Here is a 17,656-nt window from a genome sequence, read left to right on the forward strand (position 1 = left end):
GACGGATGGAGCTGTCACCGGCTTTGTCATAAAGACCCTGACCGTGTTCGCTGTCCTGTCTGGGCCGCTTGGGCGCCCAGAGTGGAGGCTTGGACGGCGTCGGGTGAGCCCGTCGTGGTCCCGGGCGTCATCAGGACGGTCGCGGCCAGCAGACCCAGGACCGAGGCTCGGCGACGGCCGAAGCGTTTGAGCGGTTTCATGCTTCTCCTCGTACAGTCGGGTGCGGATGGGGGGTTGGCCTGGATCAGCCCGGTTCAGGGCGTGGACAGCTCGAACCGCGTGACACGGACCGAACCACCGAGCGCCTGGGTGGCGTGGTTGAAGAGGGCGAACCGGTAGCCCATGAAGAACCGCCAGTCGTTGCCCATGGAGAATTCGGGTCCGAGGCGGGTGAACGTGATGCCGTCGGTGCTGTAGGAGAAAGACCCCGGGCGTGCCGCACCGGGGCGGATGTCCGCGCTCGCGCGCAGCCAGATGCGGCTGCCCGAGACGGTGACGCTCGCGAGCTCGTAGCCGGTGCCGGTGGTGTTCCAGTTGCTGTCCATGGTCAGCCTGCCGACCATCACCACCCGCGTGGCTCCGCCCTCGCGCTTGACACCGATCCACGCGGAGGAGTCACGCAGCAGCGCGAGTCCGGCCCTGTCGCCGTCCCGCATCGCGGAGTGGTCGAGCTGGACCGTGGCGGTGGAGGTGGGGCCCTGGATGCGGTGCGTGAGGGTGTTGCGGGCCCAGTACAGGTCGTCGGTGACCGTCGCTGTGCGCAGGGTCAGACCATTGTCGACCGACCACTTGGTGTTGTCCGGGTTGTGGTTCCACTCCCAACGCGGTTCGAGGGTCGTGCCGTCGAAGGTGTCGACGCCGGTCATGGGCGTGATCTGGCGGGGCGGCGGCACGGCCGGGCTGGGATAGGAGGTGCCCCATGCGCCGTTCACCAGTTGGACGACGGGCCAGCCGTCCCAGGTCCAGGTGACGGGTGCCAGCGCGGGCACCCGGCCGCCGGGGTAGGCGTCGACGAATGCCAGGTAGTACCAGGCGCCGTTCTGCGTCTGCACCAGGCTGCCCTGGTGCGGGACACCACCGCCGGGGATCGGCCCGCGCAGATCGAGGAGCACCTGCCGCATCGTGAACGGACCGAAGGGGCCGCCCGACGATTTCAGGATGTACTGCCCGTTCGCGGGGCGGGTCAGGAAGATATAGTACTGTCCGTTGATCTTGTAGAAGCGGGAGCCCTCAAGGGTGCCGACGCTCGACGGGGTCGTGAACACCTGCTGCGTCCGGACCTGGGTGCGGCCGTCGGGGGAGAGCTGGGCCACGCTGATCGTGGTGTTGCCGTACGCCACGTACAGGGTGTCATCGCTGTCGACCAGCAGCCCCGCATCGTAGTAGGGCGTGCTGATCGTCGTCAGCCGGTTCCACGGCCCCTCGACGGCCGTTGCGGTGTAGATGTACGTCCGGGCGAAGTCGATCTGCCCCAGCCAGTAGAACGTCCTGTCGCTCGGACGGTAGGCCAGCGACGACGCCCAGATCCCTCTGACATAGCCACGCGCCCCGTTCAGGTCGTACTTGGCGCCGAAGTCCAGGACCGGCACCGAGTGGCCGGCGATCTCCCAGTGCACCAAGTCGTATGAGCGCAGAACGGGAGCGCCCGGCGAGTAGTGCATGGTCGAGGCCGAGGCGTAGTAGGTGTTTCCGACGCGGATGACGTCGATGTCCGCGAAGTCCTGCCAGATCACCGGGTTCGCGTACTCCCCAGCGGCGGCGCGGGCCGGCCCCTGGACGGGAGCGGCTGCGGCGCGAGGGGCTGCCGTCAGCGGGAGAGCCGCACCGGCGGTGAGGCCGGTGGCGGCCGCCAGCGCGCGACGACGGGAGAAGAGATGACGTGGCCATGTCATAAGCATGTGCGGCGTGCTCCTTTCAGCTCGGCCGTTGCGGTGGGCGTGACCCGGAGGTGCCCTGCTGTGCGAGTGGAGCGATTCCAGCTTGTTCGTGATATCGAACACGGGTCGAAGTATCGAGCAACCTGGATGATAGGGAACCGGGGAACGGTGTCAATACTGCTCGCATGATTCGCGAACAACGCCGAAACATTCGCAGCGCTATATGGATGAAACGCCGCAGGTCAAGCCGATCGAATGGCCGGGCTGAGCGGATGGACAGCCCTTTGGTGCCGGAGCGGGGCCGGTTTCGTGGACGGTGTTGACCTACGGTCGCCTCTCCAATATCCGAAGGAGCCGTAGGTGTCCGCCGCCCTCGACATCGCTCCTGTCCGACGCCGCACCTTCGGCTCGTTCGTCGAACACCTCGGCCGCTGCGTGTACACCGGGCTCTACGAGCCGGAACACCCGAGCGCGAACGATGAAGGGTTCCGCATGGACGTCGTCGAACTCGTCAGGGAGCTCGGCAGCACGACCATCCGCTACCCGGGCGGCAACTTCGTCTCCGGCTTCCGCTGGGAGGACTCGGTCGGCCCGCGCGACAAGCGCCCGGTGCGCCGCGACCTCGCCTGGCACTCGCTCGAATCGAACCAGGTCGGCCTCGACGAGTTCGCCCAGTGGCTCAAGTTCCCCGCCTCCCGCAAGAACCTCCGCCTGCGCGTCAGCGCACTCGGCGACGACGCCGTCCTTGTGGGCGCCGCCGAACTGGCCTTCTCCGCATTGCTCGCCGATCCCTTGGCGATCCTGGCCGACGCTCCCGAAGAACAACCGGTCCCAGCGTCGCCTAAGTAACGCTCACGCGTCCTGTCCGGCAGCCTGTGGCAGACCGTAGGCTTCGTCGCCCTGGGACGGCATGCACAAGCTCCCCACGAACGAGCCCGCCTGACAAGGCGTCAGACCGCCCACACTGTCGCGGTCGGTCTGCTCCGGCTGCGACTGCCGACGGGGGGACGGCCCCCATCGCCCCTCCCGATTCAAGATCCGGACCAGTACCGGGCCAAGGCACTGTGCAGAGCCTCGAACGTAGGCATCTGCCCAGGTCATTGGGCATCACGCTCGTGTGCCACCAGCAGACGAAGAATCTGCTGGTGTCGTACTCGGCGTTCTTCTAGGGGCATGAGAAAGGGTGCCTGACCTGGGCTTTCACCGATCAGGCACCTGTCGCTCGGTTCAGAAACAGCCGAGAGTGATTCGCGTGGAAACTCCCAGTTCCTCCCATAGCTATTCGGCTCCGGACCAGCTGTTCGTCTATTTCCGGTCCAGTCACTATCGACTTGAGAGGTCGTTAAGTCCGTTTCTGGTAGAGCCCTCGTCCAGGTTGGGTGGGGAAGCCTTAGCGGGTGAGGCGTCCGAGGCGGCTGCGAGAGACGTTCATAGCTGGGTCGTCGGTGGGCATGCCGAGGAGTTCGTGCAGGTCACGGACCCGGAGTGCCTGGTCGGGGCGCTGGTTGAAGGCATTCAGGATGGCCTGGTAGGCGGTGCTCGACTCGGGCGCTTCGGGTTCGGCCCCGGTCGGCGCAAGTTCCGCGATGACCTTCCGGGTGGTGGCCAGGTCCGCGAATGTGCCTCGGTCTCGGCCAAGGCGGCAGTCAGGTGCTCGATCTGGTCGCGTAGTTCGCCGGCCCGGGCAGCGGACTCGTCGTGGCGGGCCGAGCGTCCATATCCCGTTCGGGGTGGTGAACCAGGAAGCCCCGCAGACTGCTACCGAGTAGCCTCCCCACCCAACTGTCCGCCGATGCGAGGGGCGTCATCCCGAGCGGTAACGAGCGCCCGGGCCCGGGTACCTCCGCGTCTTGCTGCACGTGCCGCCTTCCCCTGTGAAGCGACCGCATTACCCGCCGGCCCGACACCCGATACTCCGGTGCCGAAGCGTGTCCTATCTGCTTCTCCACATGCTGTGGCTCGAAGGCGCGCCGCGCCCGCCGGAGGGGAACCCGCCCATGCACGTCGGATCCGGCAAGAGGGGCACCGACCGGGACTGGTCGTTCAGGTGCGCAGATCTGGTAGGACGGATCGCGAGGGGGTGCCGCGTACAGCGACTGGCAGCCGGTGGGCGCGCCTCGACGTTCCGGCGGCGGGGTGCTCCGCTGTCCTGCATGGTGTGCCCGGTGGGCCAAGACCGTGGGGCCGCCGGTGGGGCATCGTCGCAGATCCCGCTCCGCCGGTCCGGACGTACCGATGGCGTCGGAGAAGACGCGGCACCGGTGGTCAGTGAGGCAGCACGCTGTCCAGCCATTGCAGGACCTCGGGGGTCACCGGGTCGGTGATGTCGGCGAACTCGTCATGCTTCTTGAGGAACTTCGCGACGTAGGGGCAGACCGGCACGATGCGCTTCCCTGACGTGCGTACGTCGGTCAACGCCTGCTGTACCAGTATCGCTGCCAGGCCTTGTCCGGCGAAGGCGTCGTAGATTTTGGTGTGGTAGAAAACGCGCTGGTCGTCGCGGTCGCGATACGCGGTGTGGCCTGCGGTTGTACCGTCGACCAGGATTTCGTAACGGTGCTTCGGGTCCACTCGCTGGACAGTCGGAGCGGCGGCGGGCTGGCTCATCGCATGCCTTTCAGTGACGCGTCGGGTTTTTGCGAGGTGCAATGGTGGCGTGGGGAAGGGCCGGCGCGGGAAGACGGTCGCCGTCGTAACCGTCGACCTTGCCGAAGCGGTCGGATGCGCTCTGCCACGCTTCCCTGGCTTCGACGATGTCTTCGTGGCTCCGACCGATGAAATTCCACCACATGACGATCTGTTCCTCGAACGGCGTCCCGCCGAGCAGCACTGCCCGCGCGACGGCGTCCGTCTCGTTCGCCAGCGTCAGTGTGTCGCTTCCCGTGCCGACATATCCCAACTCCGTCGCGTGCAGGAGTGTTCCGGCGATACGGACCTCCCCGTGGTCGACGAGAAGGCCGTGCTCGAAGCCGGCGTCGATGGCGAGCGTGGTCGTCGAGTGCGGCTCAAGGATGAGTTCGGCACCGAGCAGGGGCGTGAACGTCCGCACCGGAGCGGTGTCACCTGCCAGCGCCCCGAGGAACACTCTGACTTCGGCTCCGTCCACCCGGACCGGGCTCGGGACGTAATGCTGGAAGTCACGGCCGGTGTGCCGGTGTTCTTCGGGAAGCGCCACCCACAACTGGACGCCGTGCAAGGTCGTGGTGCGGGCGGTGGAAACTTCCGAGTGGCTGATGCCGTGCCCACCCGTCATGAGGTTCAGCTCACCGGGCCGCACGAAGGCGTGGCTGCCCAGGCTGTCCCGGTGCTCGATCTCCCCGCTGAACAGCCAGCTCACCGTCTGCAGACCGGTGTGCGGATGGGGCGCGACGTCCATGCCGCCCGTGCCGGCGACGTCGTCGGGGCCGTAGTGGTCGATGAAACACCAGGCCCCGATCAGCGTCCGGGCCCGCTGCGGCAGCGTGCGCCGTACCGTCATCGACCTCGGACCGCCCAACGGGACGTCCCTCGCGGAGAGGACCTCGACCTGCGGCACATGCTCACCGTCCTCCGAGGCTCCGCAGCGGAGCTCGGCGGGTTCCCTCTCGACATTGCTCATCGCACGCTCCTCTCACCCAAGGATGATTTTATATTCAACAATTGTTTCCGATGATACGAGGATGCCCCGCCGTACGCACGGCAGGGCCGGCGAGGGCCGGGAGCGGCCCGTGAGGAGTCCAGGTTGAGCGACACGGCAGCAGGCCCCGCGAGCAGGCGGGTCTTCATCGACAAGCAGAGCCCGAAGGCGTACCACGCACTGACCGAGACAGCCGAAACGGTCCGTGCGGTCGCCGCCGACGCAGGGCTGGACCGCACGCTCGTGGAACTGATCAACCTCCGCGTGTCACAGATCAACGGCTGCGCGTACTGCCTCAACGTGCACACCCGGGCAGCCCTGCGCGCAGGCGAGACCACCCAGCGTCTGGGTGTACTGGCCGCCTGGCGCGACACAGAACTGTTCACGCCACGGGAGCGCGCGGCACTCGCCCTGGCGGAGGCGGCCACCGAGCCCGCGAACGCCGCCGTCCAGGAGAGCGCCTACGACGCGGCCCGCCAGGCCCTCACCGACGACGAGATCTCCGCAGCGATCTGGGTAGCGATCACCATCAACGCGTTCAACCGCGTCTCCATCTTGAGCAAGCATCCCGTGCGCGTGATCCCGCAGCAGTGATTCCGGCTTCACCGTTCACAACCCCCTGCCGGGCGCCGAGACACCGGTCGCGCACACCACGGGTTCAGAAAAAGTAGTTGATTCTTAAATCATATCCATTTATGGTTCAACGATGTAGGGCGCGCTCCACCGACGCGGCGACGCCGGCGGCCAGTGTCCGCCCACTGCCCATACGCACTTTCCAACGGAGAACAAAGACATGACCACAGCCGTCAAGCTTGCCGTCATCTACTACTCGTCCACCGGTTTCAGCGCCGAGATCGCCAAGGAGATCTCCCAGGCCGCGGAGAAGGCCGGGGCCGAGGTCCGTCTCCTGAAGGCCGCCGAACTCGCCCCCGAGGCCGCCATCAGCTCCAACGAGGCATGGGCCGCACACGCAGCCGCCAGCGCGGGCATCCCGGTTGCCACCCCCGCGGATGTCGAGTGGGCCGACGCCGTGATCTTCGGCTCCCCGACCCGCTTCGGCAACATCTCCTCGCAGCTCAAGCAGTTCATCGACACCCTCGGTGGCCTGTGGGCCCAGGGCAAGCTGGCCGACAAGGTCTACAGCGGCTTCGTCACCACCGCCACCGCCCACGGCGGCCAGGAGTCCACCCTGCTCGCGCTGTACAACTCGATCCACCACTTCGGTGGCCTCGTCGTCTCCCCCGGTTACACGGACCCGGTCAAGTTCGTCGACGGCAACCCCTACGGCACCTCGCACGTCGACGCCCAGGGCAACAACCCCATCGGCGACGAGACCCGCAACGCGGCCCGTCACCAGGCCGAGCGCGTCGTCCAGGTCGCGGGCGCCCTCAAGGCCGGCTTCGCAGCCTGACCCCTCCCGGCCCGGACCCGGCTCATCGGCGTTGCCACTCCTCGGCCAGCGGTTCGTAGGACCGCGCCCGATCGGCATCGCCGTGGGTAATGGTGGTGATGAGCCTCACCGGTGTGCCGGGCGCAGTCGCGCCCGGCACACCGGCCGCACCACCTGCGCGCTGCTCTGGACGGAAGAGCCCGCACATCTCCCCCGGCAGTCAGCCACACGTGGTGTGATGCTGCGATGCTGCGCGCCACGACCCGGCCGACGTGCCACGCACGCTCCAAGCGACCCCGCGCTCCTGTGCAGCCCCGGGTCGCCCCGAACCCGACTGGCAACCCGTCAGGGAGTGACGTCACGGTGGCGAGTTCCTGGAGCAGCGCGAGGGTCTCGTCCGTGATCAGGTGTTTGGAGTAGTCGATGCGCAGGTCGCCGACGCTGACGGTGCAGCGCTCCGCGCGACCGGGGTCGGCGGCAAACAGGTCGCGCAGCTGCAGGTGGCGCAGCTCCTCTGCGCGGTGGTCCTCAAGGGCCGTCCACTCCGGGCGGTGCGTGAGCTTGGGTGTGTCAGACATGACGGGGGTTCTCCTTGGTACCGTCCCCGCGCAGGGCGACGGCATACATCTCGTCCGCGTCGAGGCGGCGCAGCTCTTCGGCAATCAACTCGGAGGTGCTGCGTACCTTCAGGGCGAGGGTGCGCGAGGGCTGGCCCGGCAGGGAAAGCGTGGCCAGCGGGCCGTCGGGGCGGTCGATCACGATCTCGCCGCTCTCCGTTCCGAGCCGGACGGCCGTCACGACCGGCCCGGCGGTGACGACGCGCTCGACCGGGACTTCGAGCCGGGCCTCCAGCCAGCGGGCCAGCAGCTCGGCACTCGGGTTCTCGGCCTCACTCTCCACGACGGCCGAGACAACCTTCTTACGTGCCTGATCCAGTGCCGCGGCCAGCATCGAGCGCCACGGCGTCAGCCGGGTCCACGCGAGGTCGGTGTCGCCGGGCGCGTACGAGGAGACGCGGGCCGCCAGGGCGTCGAGCGGGGCCTCGACGGCGTACATGTCGGTGATCCGCCGCTGCGCCAGAGCGCCCAGCGGATCCTTGGCCGGCACATCGGGCGCGTCCACCGGCCACCAGACGACGACCGGCGCGTCCGGCAGCAGCAGCGGCAGGACCACCGAGTCGGCGTGGTCGGAGACTTCGCCGTACGTCCGCAGGACGACCGTCTCGCCGGTGCCGGCGTCCGAGCCGACCCGCACCTCCGCGTCCAGGCGGGAGTTCGTGCGGTCGCGCGGGGTGCGTGCGACGCGTTTGATGACGACCAGGGTGCGCGAGGGATGCTCGCGCGAGGCCTCCTCGGCCGCCTTGATCGAATCGTACGCGTTCTCCTCGTCGGTCACGATGACCATCGTCAGGACCATGCCCATGGCGGGAGTACCGATGGCTCGGCGCCCCTGCACGAGCGCCTTGTTGATCTTGCTTGCCGTGGTGTCGGTCAGATCGATCTTCATGGCCTGCGCCAGCTCCGTCCGTCTCGTGCGAGCATCTCGTGGGCTTCTTCGGGACCCCAGCTGCCCGACGCGTACGGCGCGGGCTTGCCGTGCGCGTCCCAGTACCCCTCGATCGGGTCGAGGATCTTCCAGGACTCCTCCACCTCCTGGTGACGGGGAAAGAGGTTGGCGTCGCCCAGCAGAACGTCCAGGATGAGGCGTTCGTACGCCTCCGGGCTGGACTCGGTGAAGGAATCGCCGTACGCGAAGTCCATCGTGACGTCCCGAATCTCCATCGACGTACCCGGCACCTTCGATCCGAAGCGCACTTTCATGCCCTCGTCGGGCTGGACACGGATGACGATCGCGTTCGCACCGAGTTCCTCGGTGGCGGTCGAGTCGAAGGGCGAGTGGGGTGCGCGCTGGAAGATCCTGCCGACGAGTGCCCGGGTCACCACGGAGTGGACCTTCCGTTCCGGGCACACCGGCCAGGTCCGGGAGCTGCCGCTGACCAGCCTGCGGATCGAGCCGGGTGACCTCGACGGGGGTGACGGGACCCCGTACGACAGTGAACTCCCGCTCGTCGTCGGGACCGAGAGCCCGGACGGCGGCCCGCAGGTGACGGAGGTGGCTTTGGAGGCCAGCCTCGACGGCGGCACGACATGGGTGGCCGCTCCCGTCTCCCCGCGGCCCCGGCGGGAGCTGGGCGGGCACGCTCGTCAACCCGGAGTCCGGCCCGGAGCGCGGTGGCGCCGCACTGCGTGTGACGGCGCACGACGCGGAAGGGGGCACAGACACTCAGACCGTGCTGAACGCCTACCGGTTCCGCTGAGGCCACATGCCTGATCCCGGGCCCCGGATGCTTCGGGGCCCGAGATCACATCTGGAGCAGGACGAGAGCGGCGCGGATGATCCGGATGATCGCCTTGTGGTCGAGGCTGACCCTGCGCCGAGCCTTGAAGGGCACCTTGAGCAGGGCGTTGGCGATTTCGGCCACGCCGTGGACTCCTCGGATGACGGAGTTGGTCGAGTCAGCCGGGTACCGTCCAGGAACCGGCGCAGGTTCAACACGCTCTGTTTGAAGGGACCCAGGGCGCGGGGCCCTTGCGGGTCCCGAGACGCTCGTGGTGTTCGAGCAGCAGCTTCGCGAGGGCCTCAGCAGTGGCCCGGCTGACATCGAGCACGCCGGTGTAGGTGATATTGGTCAACGCGTGAAGCTCTCGGCACCCAGAACCTGTTCTTGCAGACCTGTTCCCACCAGGGGCTTCTCGGGTATCTGATGCTGGGTCAAGCCCGTCTGATGTCCCTAGTCAGGAAGATCTCGGATCTGTCGGACGGGCGGCATACTCTGAGCCCCATCCGCACTATCTGGGAGAGTCATGACAAGTAGGTTCACCGAGTTGGCCGTTGACTGCCACGATCCGGAGAGGCTCGCGGCCTTCTGGTGCGAGGTCCTGGACTTCAAGGTGATCGACCGGAGCGAGGGCAAGGTCGAGATCGGCTCCTGGGTGCCGACCGTCGAGGATGTTCGGGCCCGCCAGATGCCGCCCACCATGCTGTTCATCCAGGTGCCCGAGGGCAAGACCGTGAAGAACCGGCTTCACCTCGACGTCAGCCCGATCGACGGCAGCACCGAGGACGAGGTGACCAGACTGCTCGGCCTCGGCGCCACCAAGACGGATGTGGGACAGGGCACAGACCGAAACTGGATGGTCATGGCAGATCCCGAGGGCAACGAGTTCGACGTCCTACGCACGCTGGCACCGCAGAACTAGTGTCCCGAGTCTTAGGAGCACTACATATCTAGGATTTGGGGTTCGGCAGGCGGTTCAGGTAGCCGGCGAGGCGTTCGAAGATCTCGTCGGCGGATCTGGTCCAGGTGAACGGCTTGGGGTCTTCGTTCCAGTGGGCGATCCAGTCGCGGATGTCCTTCTCCAGCGCTTGTACGTTCTTGTGGACGCCGCGGCGTATCTGCTTGTCCGTCAGCAGTCCGAACCAGCGCTCGACTTGGTTGAGCCAGGACGAACTGGTGGGCGTGAAGTGCATGTGGAAGCGCGGGTGCGCGAGCAGCCATTTCTGGATGGCGGGGGTCTTGTGGGTGGCGTAGTTGTCGCAGATCAGGTGGACGTCGAGCTCGGCGGGGACCTCCTTGTCGAGCTTGGCGAGGAACTTCTTGAACTCGGCGGCGCGGTGGCGGCGGTGCAGGGAGCCGATGACCTCGCCGGTGGCGGTGTTGAGCGCCGCGAACAAGGTGGTGACGCCTCCGCGCAGGTAGTCGTGGGTGCGGCGCTCGGGCATGCCGGGCATCATCGGCAGCACCGGGGCCGAGCGGTCCAGCGCCTGGATTTGCGATTTCTCGTCGACGCAGAGCACGATGGCGCGCTCGGGCGGATCGAGGTACAGGCCCACAACGTCGCGGACCTTCTCGACGAACTGTGGGTCCTTGCTCAGCTTGAAGGTGTCGACCTGGTGCGGCTTGAGGCCGAAGGTGCGCCATATCCGTGAGACCGTCGACTGGCTCAGCCCGCTCTGCTTCGCCATCTCGCGCGTGGACCAGTGCGTGGCGCCCTTCGGCGTCGCCTCCAGGGTCCGCACGATCACGTCCTCGACCTGCTCGTCGGTCACCGTGCGCGCCGGGCCCGGCCGCTTCTCGTCGGCCAGGCCCTCCAGCCGGTTGGCCGCGAACCGCTTCCGCCATGTGGCCACCGTGGTCGGGTGGATCCCGAGGTCCGCGCCCACCGCAGTGTTCGACAACCCGTCAGCGCACGCGAGGACGATCCGGCAGCGCAAGGCCAGAGCCTGCGCGGACGTCGCCCGCCGTGACCAGCGCAGCAACGTCTCCCGCTCGTCATCCGTCAGGACCACTTCGACCGTCGGCCGACCCATGCGCGCCATGAGCCAAGCATACTTCTAAAGCTTTCCTAAGACTCGGGACACTAGGGCCTTTCTGGAGTTGTGATCAGTGGTGGGGAAAAGGGTTGGAGGGATGATGATCGGGCTTGTAGCCTGCCGTTGACCGTGACACCGCTCGAGGAGGTGAGACCCATGAACGCTGTATCGATGTGGGTGCTCTGCCTTCCCGTCACGGTCGGGCGATTGACGTAGGTGTCGCCGGGAGCGCCTCGACAACAAGGCACTCCCGAAAGACAACACCTACGCGCTCTCTGCAGTTCACCGCCGAGTCGTCCTCGAACGGCATGGTCGAGCGCGACTTCACCGTGGGCGACGTCCCCGGAGTTCTCTGGTCGCCGGCCTCCGGCGCCGATCGCGCGCCCCTGGTCCTGATGGGCCACGGCGGCGGAGCCCACAAGAAGCATCCGGCGATGGCGGGCCGCGCTCGCCTCCTCGTGACCGGCTGCGGCTTCCATGTCGCCGTCATCGATGCGCCCGGTCACGGCGACCGCAGGTCCGCCAGTGAGAGAGGGAGTCCCTGGCCCGGGAGATGCACGACGTTCTTATACACCGCCTGTCCTTGCTGAGTGCATGCCGAAGCCCTGGAAGTGAATTCCCACGCATCCCCCGCCGGCTGTCGGCGTGCTGCGGGCAGGCGGCGCACAACGGCGACTGCGTACCCCGGAGGACCGGGTCAGTCGGTCTTGATCGCCGGGTCGGAGACGCCCGGGAAGCCCGTCTCAACGTGGCCGGCGAAGCGGCGCAGGAAGGTGCTGTCCGCGTCGGAGACGACCTTGACGTCGTACCAGCGGCCCGCGGTGGCCAGGTCCACCGTGTGGGAGACGGTGGCGCCAGGGTTGACCTTGAAGGTCTGGGCCGTGCCGCCGTAGGCGTTGGTCACTGTGAGGTTGACCGCTGCCGCGCCGGCGTTGGTCAGGGTCAGGACCAGATTGCCGGTGGAGGCGACGTGGCGGGCCGTCACCTCGGGGCCGGCCGTCTTCGCCGGACCCTTCCACGTGCGCAGGAAGCCGTTCGGGCCCCACACCGTGAGGTTGATCTGGTTGCCGGTGGAGCTGCTGGTGCTCCAGGTGTCCGAGAGGATCTTGCCTGCCTCGACCGTGTAGGGCCAGGGGCCGTCCGTGCGGTTGCCCGAGGTGCTGTGGAAGTGGGCGCCGAGCACTGATCCGCTGGAGAAGGACAGGGTGAACTGGCCCGTGGAGAAGGTGGCCTTGCCGTCCACGTACGGGCTGTAGCCGAGGGCGCGGGTCGGCTTGATGCCGGTCTCCTGCTTCGGCAGGGTGCCCGTGGCCGGCGGCACCGGGTGGTACGACGGGTGGGTGTTGTGGTCCGGCGGGATGTAGCCGGCTGTCGACGGGAGGGCAGCTGGGGAGGCGTCCGTCCGGCTGAAGTCGAAGGCCGAGGTCAGGTCGCCGCAGACCGCGCGGCGCCAGGGGGAGATGTTGGGCTCCTGCACTCCGAAACGCTTCTCCATGAAGCGGATCACCGAGGTGTGGTCGAATGTCTCGGAGCAGACGTAGCCGCCCTTGCTCCACGGGGAGACCACGATCATCGGGACGCGCGGGCCGAGGCCGTACGGTCCAGCCGCGTAGCCACCGCCACCGGTGTACAGGTCCTTCGAGACGTCCGCCGTGGACAGGCCCCACGCGGCGGAGGCGGGCGGGTACGGCGGAACCACGTGATCGAAGAAGCCGTCGTTCTCGTCGTAGGTGATGAAGAGCGCCGTCTTCGCCCATACCGCCGGGTTCGCGGTCAGCGCGTCCAGGACCTGCGAAATGTACCAGGCACCGAAGTTCACGGGCCAGTTCGGGTGCTCGCTGAAGGCCTCCGGGGCCGCGATCCACGAGACCTGGGGCAGCGTGCCATTCGCCACGTCGGCGCGCAGCCGGTCGAAGTAACCGTCGCCCGCCTTGACGTCGGTGCCGGTGCGGGCCTTCTCGTACAGGGCGCTGCCGGGCTGGGCGTTACGGTAGCTGTTGAAGTAGAGCAGCGAGTTGTCGCCGTAGTTGCCGCGGAAGGCATCGCTGATCCAGCCCCATGAGCCGGCGGCGTTCAGGCCGTCGCCGATGTCCTGGTAGACCTTCCACGAGACTCCCGCGGCCTCCAGACGCTCGGGATACGTCTTCCAGCCGTACCCGGCCTCCTGGTTGCCCAGGACCGGGCCGCCGCCGGTGCCGTCGTTGCCGGTGTAGCCGGACCACATGTAGTAGCGGTTCGGATCCGTGGCGCCGATCAAGGAGCAGTGGTAGGCGTCGCACAGGGTGAAGGCGTCGGCGAGGGCGTAGTGGAACGGTATGTCCTTCCGGGTCATGTACGACATGGTCGTGGCAGTCTTGGCCGGCACCCACTTGTCGTACTTGCCGTTGTTGTACGCCTGGTGACCGCCGGCCCAGTCGTGGTTGAGGCCCTCCACAAACTGCATACCCAGGTCATTGACCTGCGGGTTGAAGGGGAGGATGTCCTTCGTCCCGTTGGACTGATAGAAGACCGACTTGCCGTTGTCCTGGAGAACCGGCCGGGGGTCACCGAAGCCCCGCACGCCCTTCATCGTCCCGAAGTACTGGTCGAAGGACCGGTTCTCCTGCATGAGGACGACGATGTGTTCGATGTCCTGGATTGTGCCGGTGGTGACCTGTGCCTGGATGGCGGCGGCTCGCGCGATGCTCTCGTTCAGCATCGTGGCAGCGGCGGTGCCGCCGGCGATCTGCAGGAACCTGCGGCGATTGACTTCTGTCATGGCGTGACGACCTCTGCGGGTGAAGGGGAGTCGAGGAGCGCCCCAAGGACAGCGGCCCCCGGGTACCGGACGGAGATTCTTGTCTGACACCTGGCCGTACAGCCGGAGAATGGAAGGTCGCTCTCCGATGGCCCGCACAACTGGCCAAGACGGTAAGGGGATCAACCCGCCGCGCAACAGCCCCCGGAGATGAAGCCCTGCATACACGGCGGCCGGTCCCGCTCCAGGCTCTGGACGACGTCCCCGTGGACATCGCGCCGCAGCTGCGAGGTGACCTCCTCCCCCGCCATCCGACCAAGCACGGTGGGCCCACGGCCCATCCGTCGCCCGGCCGGGACACCGGCAGCTGCCTGAACGTCCACCGGCGGTGTACGAGGCGGGCGGCGGCCGCCGCCAACGACGACCTGGCAGGCCGTCGGGATTGGGGCGGGCCGGATGGGGCGTCAGCTGCAGGGTGGGGCACGCAGGGTGGCGAAGACTTGGAGCCACGCGTCCCGTCCGGGCCGGCCCTCAGGAGGGTGCAGCGCCAGCGCCGTGCCCCTCGGGCGGTACGGCCGGCACGGTGACGAGCCGGGTTCGGATCGTGGCTGTGGCGGCCCCGGCGGGAAAGACGGCGGCCAGTGCGGGCAGGCGTGCATGAAGTTGTGGGTGAACGCGGCAAGGGCCAGGCAGGCGGCTTTGGCCTGAAAGTCTCTGGACGGAAGGTACGCACGGGCCCTTCCAGCCGAAGCGCGGAGCGGCTTTCCCCCGGAGTCCAGCGCTCCCGCGATGGCCAGGTCCGGCGCTCCGACCGCGACCACGGGTGCCACCGACACCACACCAGTCCGCCGACGATACGAAGCCGCCGTTGCGACCGTGCGTTCAACTCCTTGTACATGCAGAGCAATTACGGGGTCTCCTTGCTTCACATCTTGACGTGCCTGGTTCAGACCTTTAGGTTCACCGATCACCACCGTTCCAAGACTGCACTCGATGTTCACATGTCTGGACAGGCCACGCGCCTTCCGTCCGATGCCTGCACCTGCGCGCCACGCCCACCCCCCACCGTCGGCCACGCACGAAAGGCTGTGACCCCTCGATGGCCAGACATCTCCTCCTGCGCTCCACGGCGCTGCGCGGTCCCCTCTCGACGCAGTACTCGCCCTGTCGACCCATACCCTCAGCGTGTCGCCCGCCGCGGCCGCCACCGGCACGACCACCGGACTCTCGGGCAAGCACCCCGACGTCACCGGCAATTCGACCCCGACGGAGCCAAGGTCCAGTTGTGCCCCTGCAGCGTCGCCGACAGCCGCTCCGGAGTGAGCCGGCAGGACTGGCACTGCACTGGCGTCCTCGCGCAGTACACCGGCTGACGGACTCGTCCGCCTATCCCACCCCCCACCCCAACCCGTACAGGAGATCCCACCGTGCCCGGATCCAAGAGAGAAACCGGCCGTAGCCGGATACCGAAGCTGCTCACGCTGATCGCCCTCGTGGCCACGGCTGGAACCGGTGTCGCGGCCGCCTCGCAGGACACGCTGAGCGCGCAGACAGCCGCGCTGCCGACCAGTTGGGCCACCGTGGTCAACGTGGGCAGCGGCAAGTGCATCGACGCGCGTGCCGCGGGAACGGCGAACGGCACCGTCGTCCAGCAGTACGCCTGCAACGGCAGCCAGGCCCAGCAGTGGCAGTTCGCGGCCACCTCCGGCGGATACGTCCAGGTCGGCAATCGCACCGACGCCACCAAGGTCTGGGACGTCACCGACGTCTCTACGGCGGACAGCGCGCTCGTGCAGCTGTGGACGTACGGCGGCGGAAACAACCAGCAGTGGCAGGCCGTGGCGGAGTCCAGCGGCGCTTACCACTTCGTGAACCGCAACAGCGGCAAGTGCCTCGACGTGCCGAGCGCCTCGACAGCGGACAGCGTGCAGCTCCAGCAGTACGCCTGCAACGGCAGCGCGGCCCAGTCCTTCCACGTCAACCCCGTGGACCCCCAACAGCCGCCCGGGACACCGGACCTCGGCCCGAATGTCACCGTTTTTGACCCGTCCACACCCGCTGCCACCATCCAGAGCAGCCTGAACGCGGCCTTCGCCCAGCAGGAGACCAACCAGTTCGGCACCGCCCGCAAGGCCTTCCTCTTCAAGCCGGGCACCTACGACGCCGATGCCAATGTCGGCTTCTACACCCAGGTCGCGGGGCTCGGCCTCTCCCCCGACGACGTCACCATCCGCGGTGCGGTGCACACCGAGGCGGACTGGTTCCAGGGCAACGCCACTCAGAACTTCTGGCGGTCGGCGGAGAACCTGTCCGTGACTCCGACCTCCGGCACGGACCGCTGGGCGGTGTCGCAGGCCGCTCCGTACCGCCGGATGCATCTGCGCGGCAACCTCCGTCTGGACGACGGCGGTTGGTCCAGCGGCGGCTACATGGCCGACTCGAAGATCGACGGACAGGTCAACTCGGGTTCGCAGCAGCAGTGGCTGTCACGCAACACCGAGTGGTCGAGCTGGACCGGCTCCAACTGGAACATGGTCTACGTCGGCGCCAGAAACGCCCCGGCGAACAGCTTCCCGAGCCCGCCGTACACGACGGTCGACCAGACCCCCGTGTCGCGTGAGAAGCCTTTCCTGTACGTCGACTCGACAGGCACCTACAAGGTGTTCGTGCCCGGCGTGCGGACCAACTCGGCCGGTACCTCGTGGAGTTCGGGCACGCCCTCGGGCACGTCCCTGCCCCTCTCCGATTTCTTCATCGTCAAGCCGGGCGCGACGGCCGCGCAGATGAACGACGCGCTCGCCCAAGGCAAGAACCTGCTGGTGACGCCGGGTGTCTACCACCTCGATCAGACGATCAAGGTGACCAGGGCCGGCACCGTGGTCCTGGGCCTCGGCCTGGCCACGCTCGTTCCCGACAACGGGATCACCGCCATGACGGTCGCCGACGTGAACGGTGTCCAGCTGGCCGGGCTGCTGATCGACGCCGGCACCACGAACTCGGCCCAGCTCCTGGAGATGGGGCCGAGCGGCTCGTCGGCCGACCACAGCGCCGACCCCAGTTCCCTGCACGACGTGTTCTTCCGCATCGGCGGCGCGGGCGTCGGCAAGGCCACCACCAGCCTGACCATCAACAGCAACAACGTCATCGGCGACCACCTGTGGCTGTGGCGCGCTGACCATGGCAGTGGCGTGGGCTGGACCAGCAACACCGGCGCCACAGGACTCGTCGTCAACGGCAACAACGTGACGATGTACGGCTTGTTCGTCGAGCACTACCAGAAGCACCAGACCATCTGGAACGGCAACGGCGGCCGCACGTACTTCTACCAGAACGAGATGCCCTACGACCCGCCCAACCAGGCGGCCTGGATGAATGGTTCGTCGCAGGGATACGCCGCCTACAAGGTCGCGGACTCCGTATCGAGCCATCAGGTGTACGGGTTCGGCAGCTACTGCTACTTCAACGTCAATTCAAGTGTGACCGCCGAGCACGCCATCGAGGCACCCAACAACGCGAATGTGCGTTTCAAGGACATGGTGACGGTCTCACTGGGTGGCACCGGGACGATCCGGCACGTCATCAACGACCGGGGCGGCCCGTCCAACTCCACCACCAACGTCGCCAACCTCGTCAGCTACCCCTGAGGCTCAAGGAAGGACGTC

At 67.4% G+C, this 17,656-nt stretch carries 10 protein-coding genes and 4 pseudogenes; 6 read left to right on the forward strand and 8 right to left on the reverse strand.

Annotated features, from left to right (window positions below; genetic code table 11):
• Positions 1–254: 254 nt before the first annotated feature.
• Positions 255–1,892: a glycoside hydrolase family 43 protein gene (locus OG878_RS02150; protein WP_328891105.1), complete on the reverse strand. Its 1,638-nt coding sequence runs from the start codon at positions 1,890–1,892 to the stop codon at positions 255–257.
• Between the two features lie 345 nt (positions 1,893–2,237).
• Between OG878_RS02150 and OG878_RS02155 the strand changes: the two are divergent.
• Positions 2,238–2,609: pseudogene (locus tag OG878_RS02155) on the forward strand (alpha-L-arabinofuranosidase); the annotation flags it as partial.
• A gap of 1,533 nt (positions 2,610–4,142) precedes the next feature.
• Here OG878_RS02155 and OG878_RS02160 read toward each other — a convergent pair.
• Positions 4,143–4,484 (reverse strand): GNAT family N-acetyltransferase, encoded by a 342-nt coding sequence (locus tag OG878_RS02160; protein WP_328885140.1) that lies wholly within the window; start codon positions 4,482–4,484, stop codon positions 4,143–4,145.
• 10 nt (positions 4,485–4,494) lie between these two features.
• Positions 4,495–5,475 (reverse strand): pirin family protein, encoded by a 981-nt coding sequence (locus tag OG878_RS02165; protein ID WP_328885141.1) that lies wholly within the window; start codon positions 5,473–5,475, stop codon positions 4,495–4,497.
• A gap of 123 nt (positions 5,476–5,598) precedes the next feature.
• Between OG878_RS02165 and OG878_RS02170 the strand changes: the two genes are divergently transcribed.
• Together OG878_RS02170 and wrbA are read left to right on the forward strand one after the other, a co-directional pair.
• Complete coding sequence (locus OG878_RS02170; protein ID WP_328885142.1) at positions 5,599–6,087, forward strand: carboxymuconolactone decarboxylase family protein; 489 nt, start codon at positions 5,599–5,601, stop codon at positions 6,085–6,087.
• Between the two features lie 199 nt (positions 6,088–6,286).
• Positions 6,287–6,904, forward strand: coding sequence for an NAD(P)H:quinone oxidoreductase (wrbA, locus tag OG878_RS02175; RefSeq protein ID WP_328885143.1), 618 nt, complete (start codon positions 6,287–6,289; stop codon positions 6,902–6,904).
• Between the two features lie 329 nt (positions 6,905–7,233).
• Here wrbA and OG878_RS02180 read toward each other — a convergent pair.
• From OG878_RS02180 to OG878_RS02190, 3 genes and pseudogenes are all read right to left on the reverse strand, one after another.
• Positions 7,234–7,461: pseudogene (locus tag OG878_RS02180) on the reverse strand (glucose-6-phosphate isomerase); the annotation flags it as partial.
• Positions 7,454–8,389 carry a glucose-6-phosphate dehydrogenase assembly protein OpcA gene (gene opcA / locus OG878_RS02185; RefSeq protein ID WP_328885144.1) on the reverse strand — a complete coding sequence of 312 codons (936 nt, stop codon included), beginning with the start codon at positions 8,387–8,389 and terminating at the stop codon, positions 7,454–7,456. The pseudogene OG878_RS02180 and the gene opcA, both read right to left, overlap by 8 nt.
• A pseudogene (locus OG878_RS02190) lies at positions 8,386–8,799 on the reverse strand (glucose-6-phosphate dehydrogenase); the annotation flags it as partial. The gene opcA and the pseudogene OG878_RS02190, both read right to left, overlap by 4 nt.
• A 948-nt stretch (positions 8,800–9,747) precedes the next feature.
• Here OG878_RS02190 and OG878_RS02200 point away from each other — a divergent pair.
• The gene (locus OG878_RS02200) at positions 9,748–10,143 is read left to right on the forward strand and encodes a VOC family protein (RefSeq protein ID WP_328885145.1); all 396 of its coding nucleotides are present in this window, start codon (positions 9,748–9,750) and stop codon (positions 10,141–10,143) included.
• Between the two features lie 28 nt (positions 10,144–10,171).
• On the opposite strand, the gene OG878_RS02205 is transcribed toward OG878_RS02200, so the two are convergent.
• Entirely contained in the window at positions 10,172–11,263 is a 1,092-nt protein-coding gene (locus OG878_RS02205; protein WP_328885146.1) for an IS630 family transposase, read from the reverse strand.
• A 302-nt stretch (positions 11,264–11,565) separates the two neighbouring features.
• Between OG878_RS02205 and OG878_RS02210 the strand changes: the two are divergent.
• Positions 11,566–11,772, forward strand: a pseudogene (locus OG878_RS02210) (alpha/beta hydrolase); the annotation flags it as partial.
• A gap of 182 nt (positions 11,773–11,954) precedes the next feature.
• On the opposite strand, the gene OG878_RS02215 reads toward OG878_RS02210, so the two are convergent.
• On the reverse strand, positions 11,955–14,015 hold the full coding sequence (locus tag OG878_RS02215) for a phosphocholine-specific phospholipase C (RefSeq protein ID WP_328885147.1): 2,061 nt from the start codon (positions 14,013–14,015) through the stop codon (positions 11,955–11,957).
• Between the two features lie 1,472 nt (positions 14,016–15,487).
• Here OG878_RS02215 and OG878_RS02220 point away from each other — a divergent pair.
• Positions 15,488–17,638 (forward strand): RICIN domain-containing protein, encoded by a 2,151-nt coding sequence (locus OG878_RS02220; protein WP_443049222.1) that lies wholly within the window; start codon positions 15,488–15,490, stop codon positions 17,636–17,638.
• Positions 17,639–17,656 lie beyond the last annotated feature (18 nt).

This window comes from Streptomyces sp. NBC_00316 (assembly GCF_036158715.1).
Taxonomy (GTDB): domain Bacteria; phylum Actinomycetota; class Actinomycetes; order Streptomycetales; family Streptomycetaceae; genus Streptomyces.

Bases quoted from the DNA above. Each gene is read 5' to 3' on its own strand.
- OG878_RS02150 (WP_328891105.1), bottom strand. From the start codon at position 1,892: ATGACATGGCCACGTCATCTCTTCTCCCGTCGTCGCGCGCTGGCGGCC.
- OG878_RS02160 (WP_328885140.1), bottom strand. From the start codon at position 4,484: ATGAGCCAGCCCGCCGCCGCTCCGACTGTCCAGCGAGTGGACCCGAAG.
- OG878_RS02165 (WP_328885141.1), bottom strand. From the start codon at position 5,475: ATGAGCAATGTCGAGAGGGAACCCGCCGAGCTCCGCTGCGGAGCCTCG.
- wrbA (WP_328885143.1), top strand. From the start codon at position 6,287: ATGACCACAGCCGTCAAGCTTGCCGTCATCTACTACTCGTCCACCGGT.
- opcA (WP_328885144.1), bottom strand. From the start codon at position 8,389: ATGAAGATCGATCTGACCGACACCACGGCAAGCAAGATCAACAAGGCG.
- OG878_RS02200 (WP_328885145.1), top strand. From the start codon at position 9,748: ATGACAAGTAGGTTCACCGAGTTGGCCGTTGACTGCCACGATCCGGAG.
- OG878_RS02205 (WP_328885146.1), bottom strand. From the start codon at position 11,263: ATGGCGCGCATGGGTCGGCCGACGGTCGAAGTGGTCCTGACGGATGAC.
- OG878_RS02215 (WP_328885147.1), bottom strand. From the start codon at position 14,015: ATGACAGAAGTCAATCGCCGCAGGTTCCTGCAGATCGCCGGCGGCACC.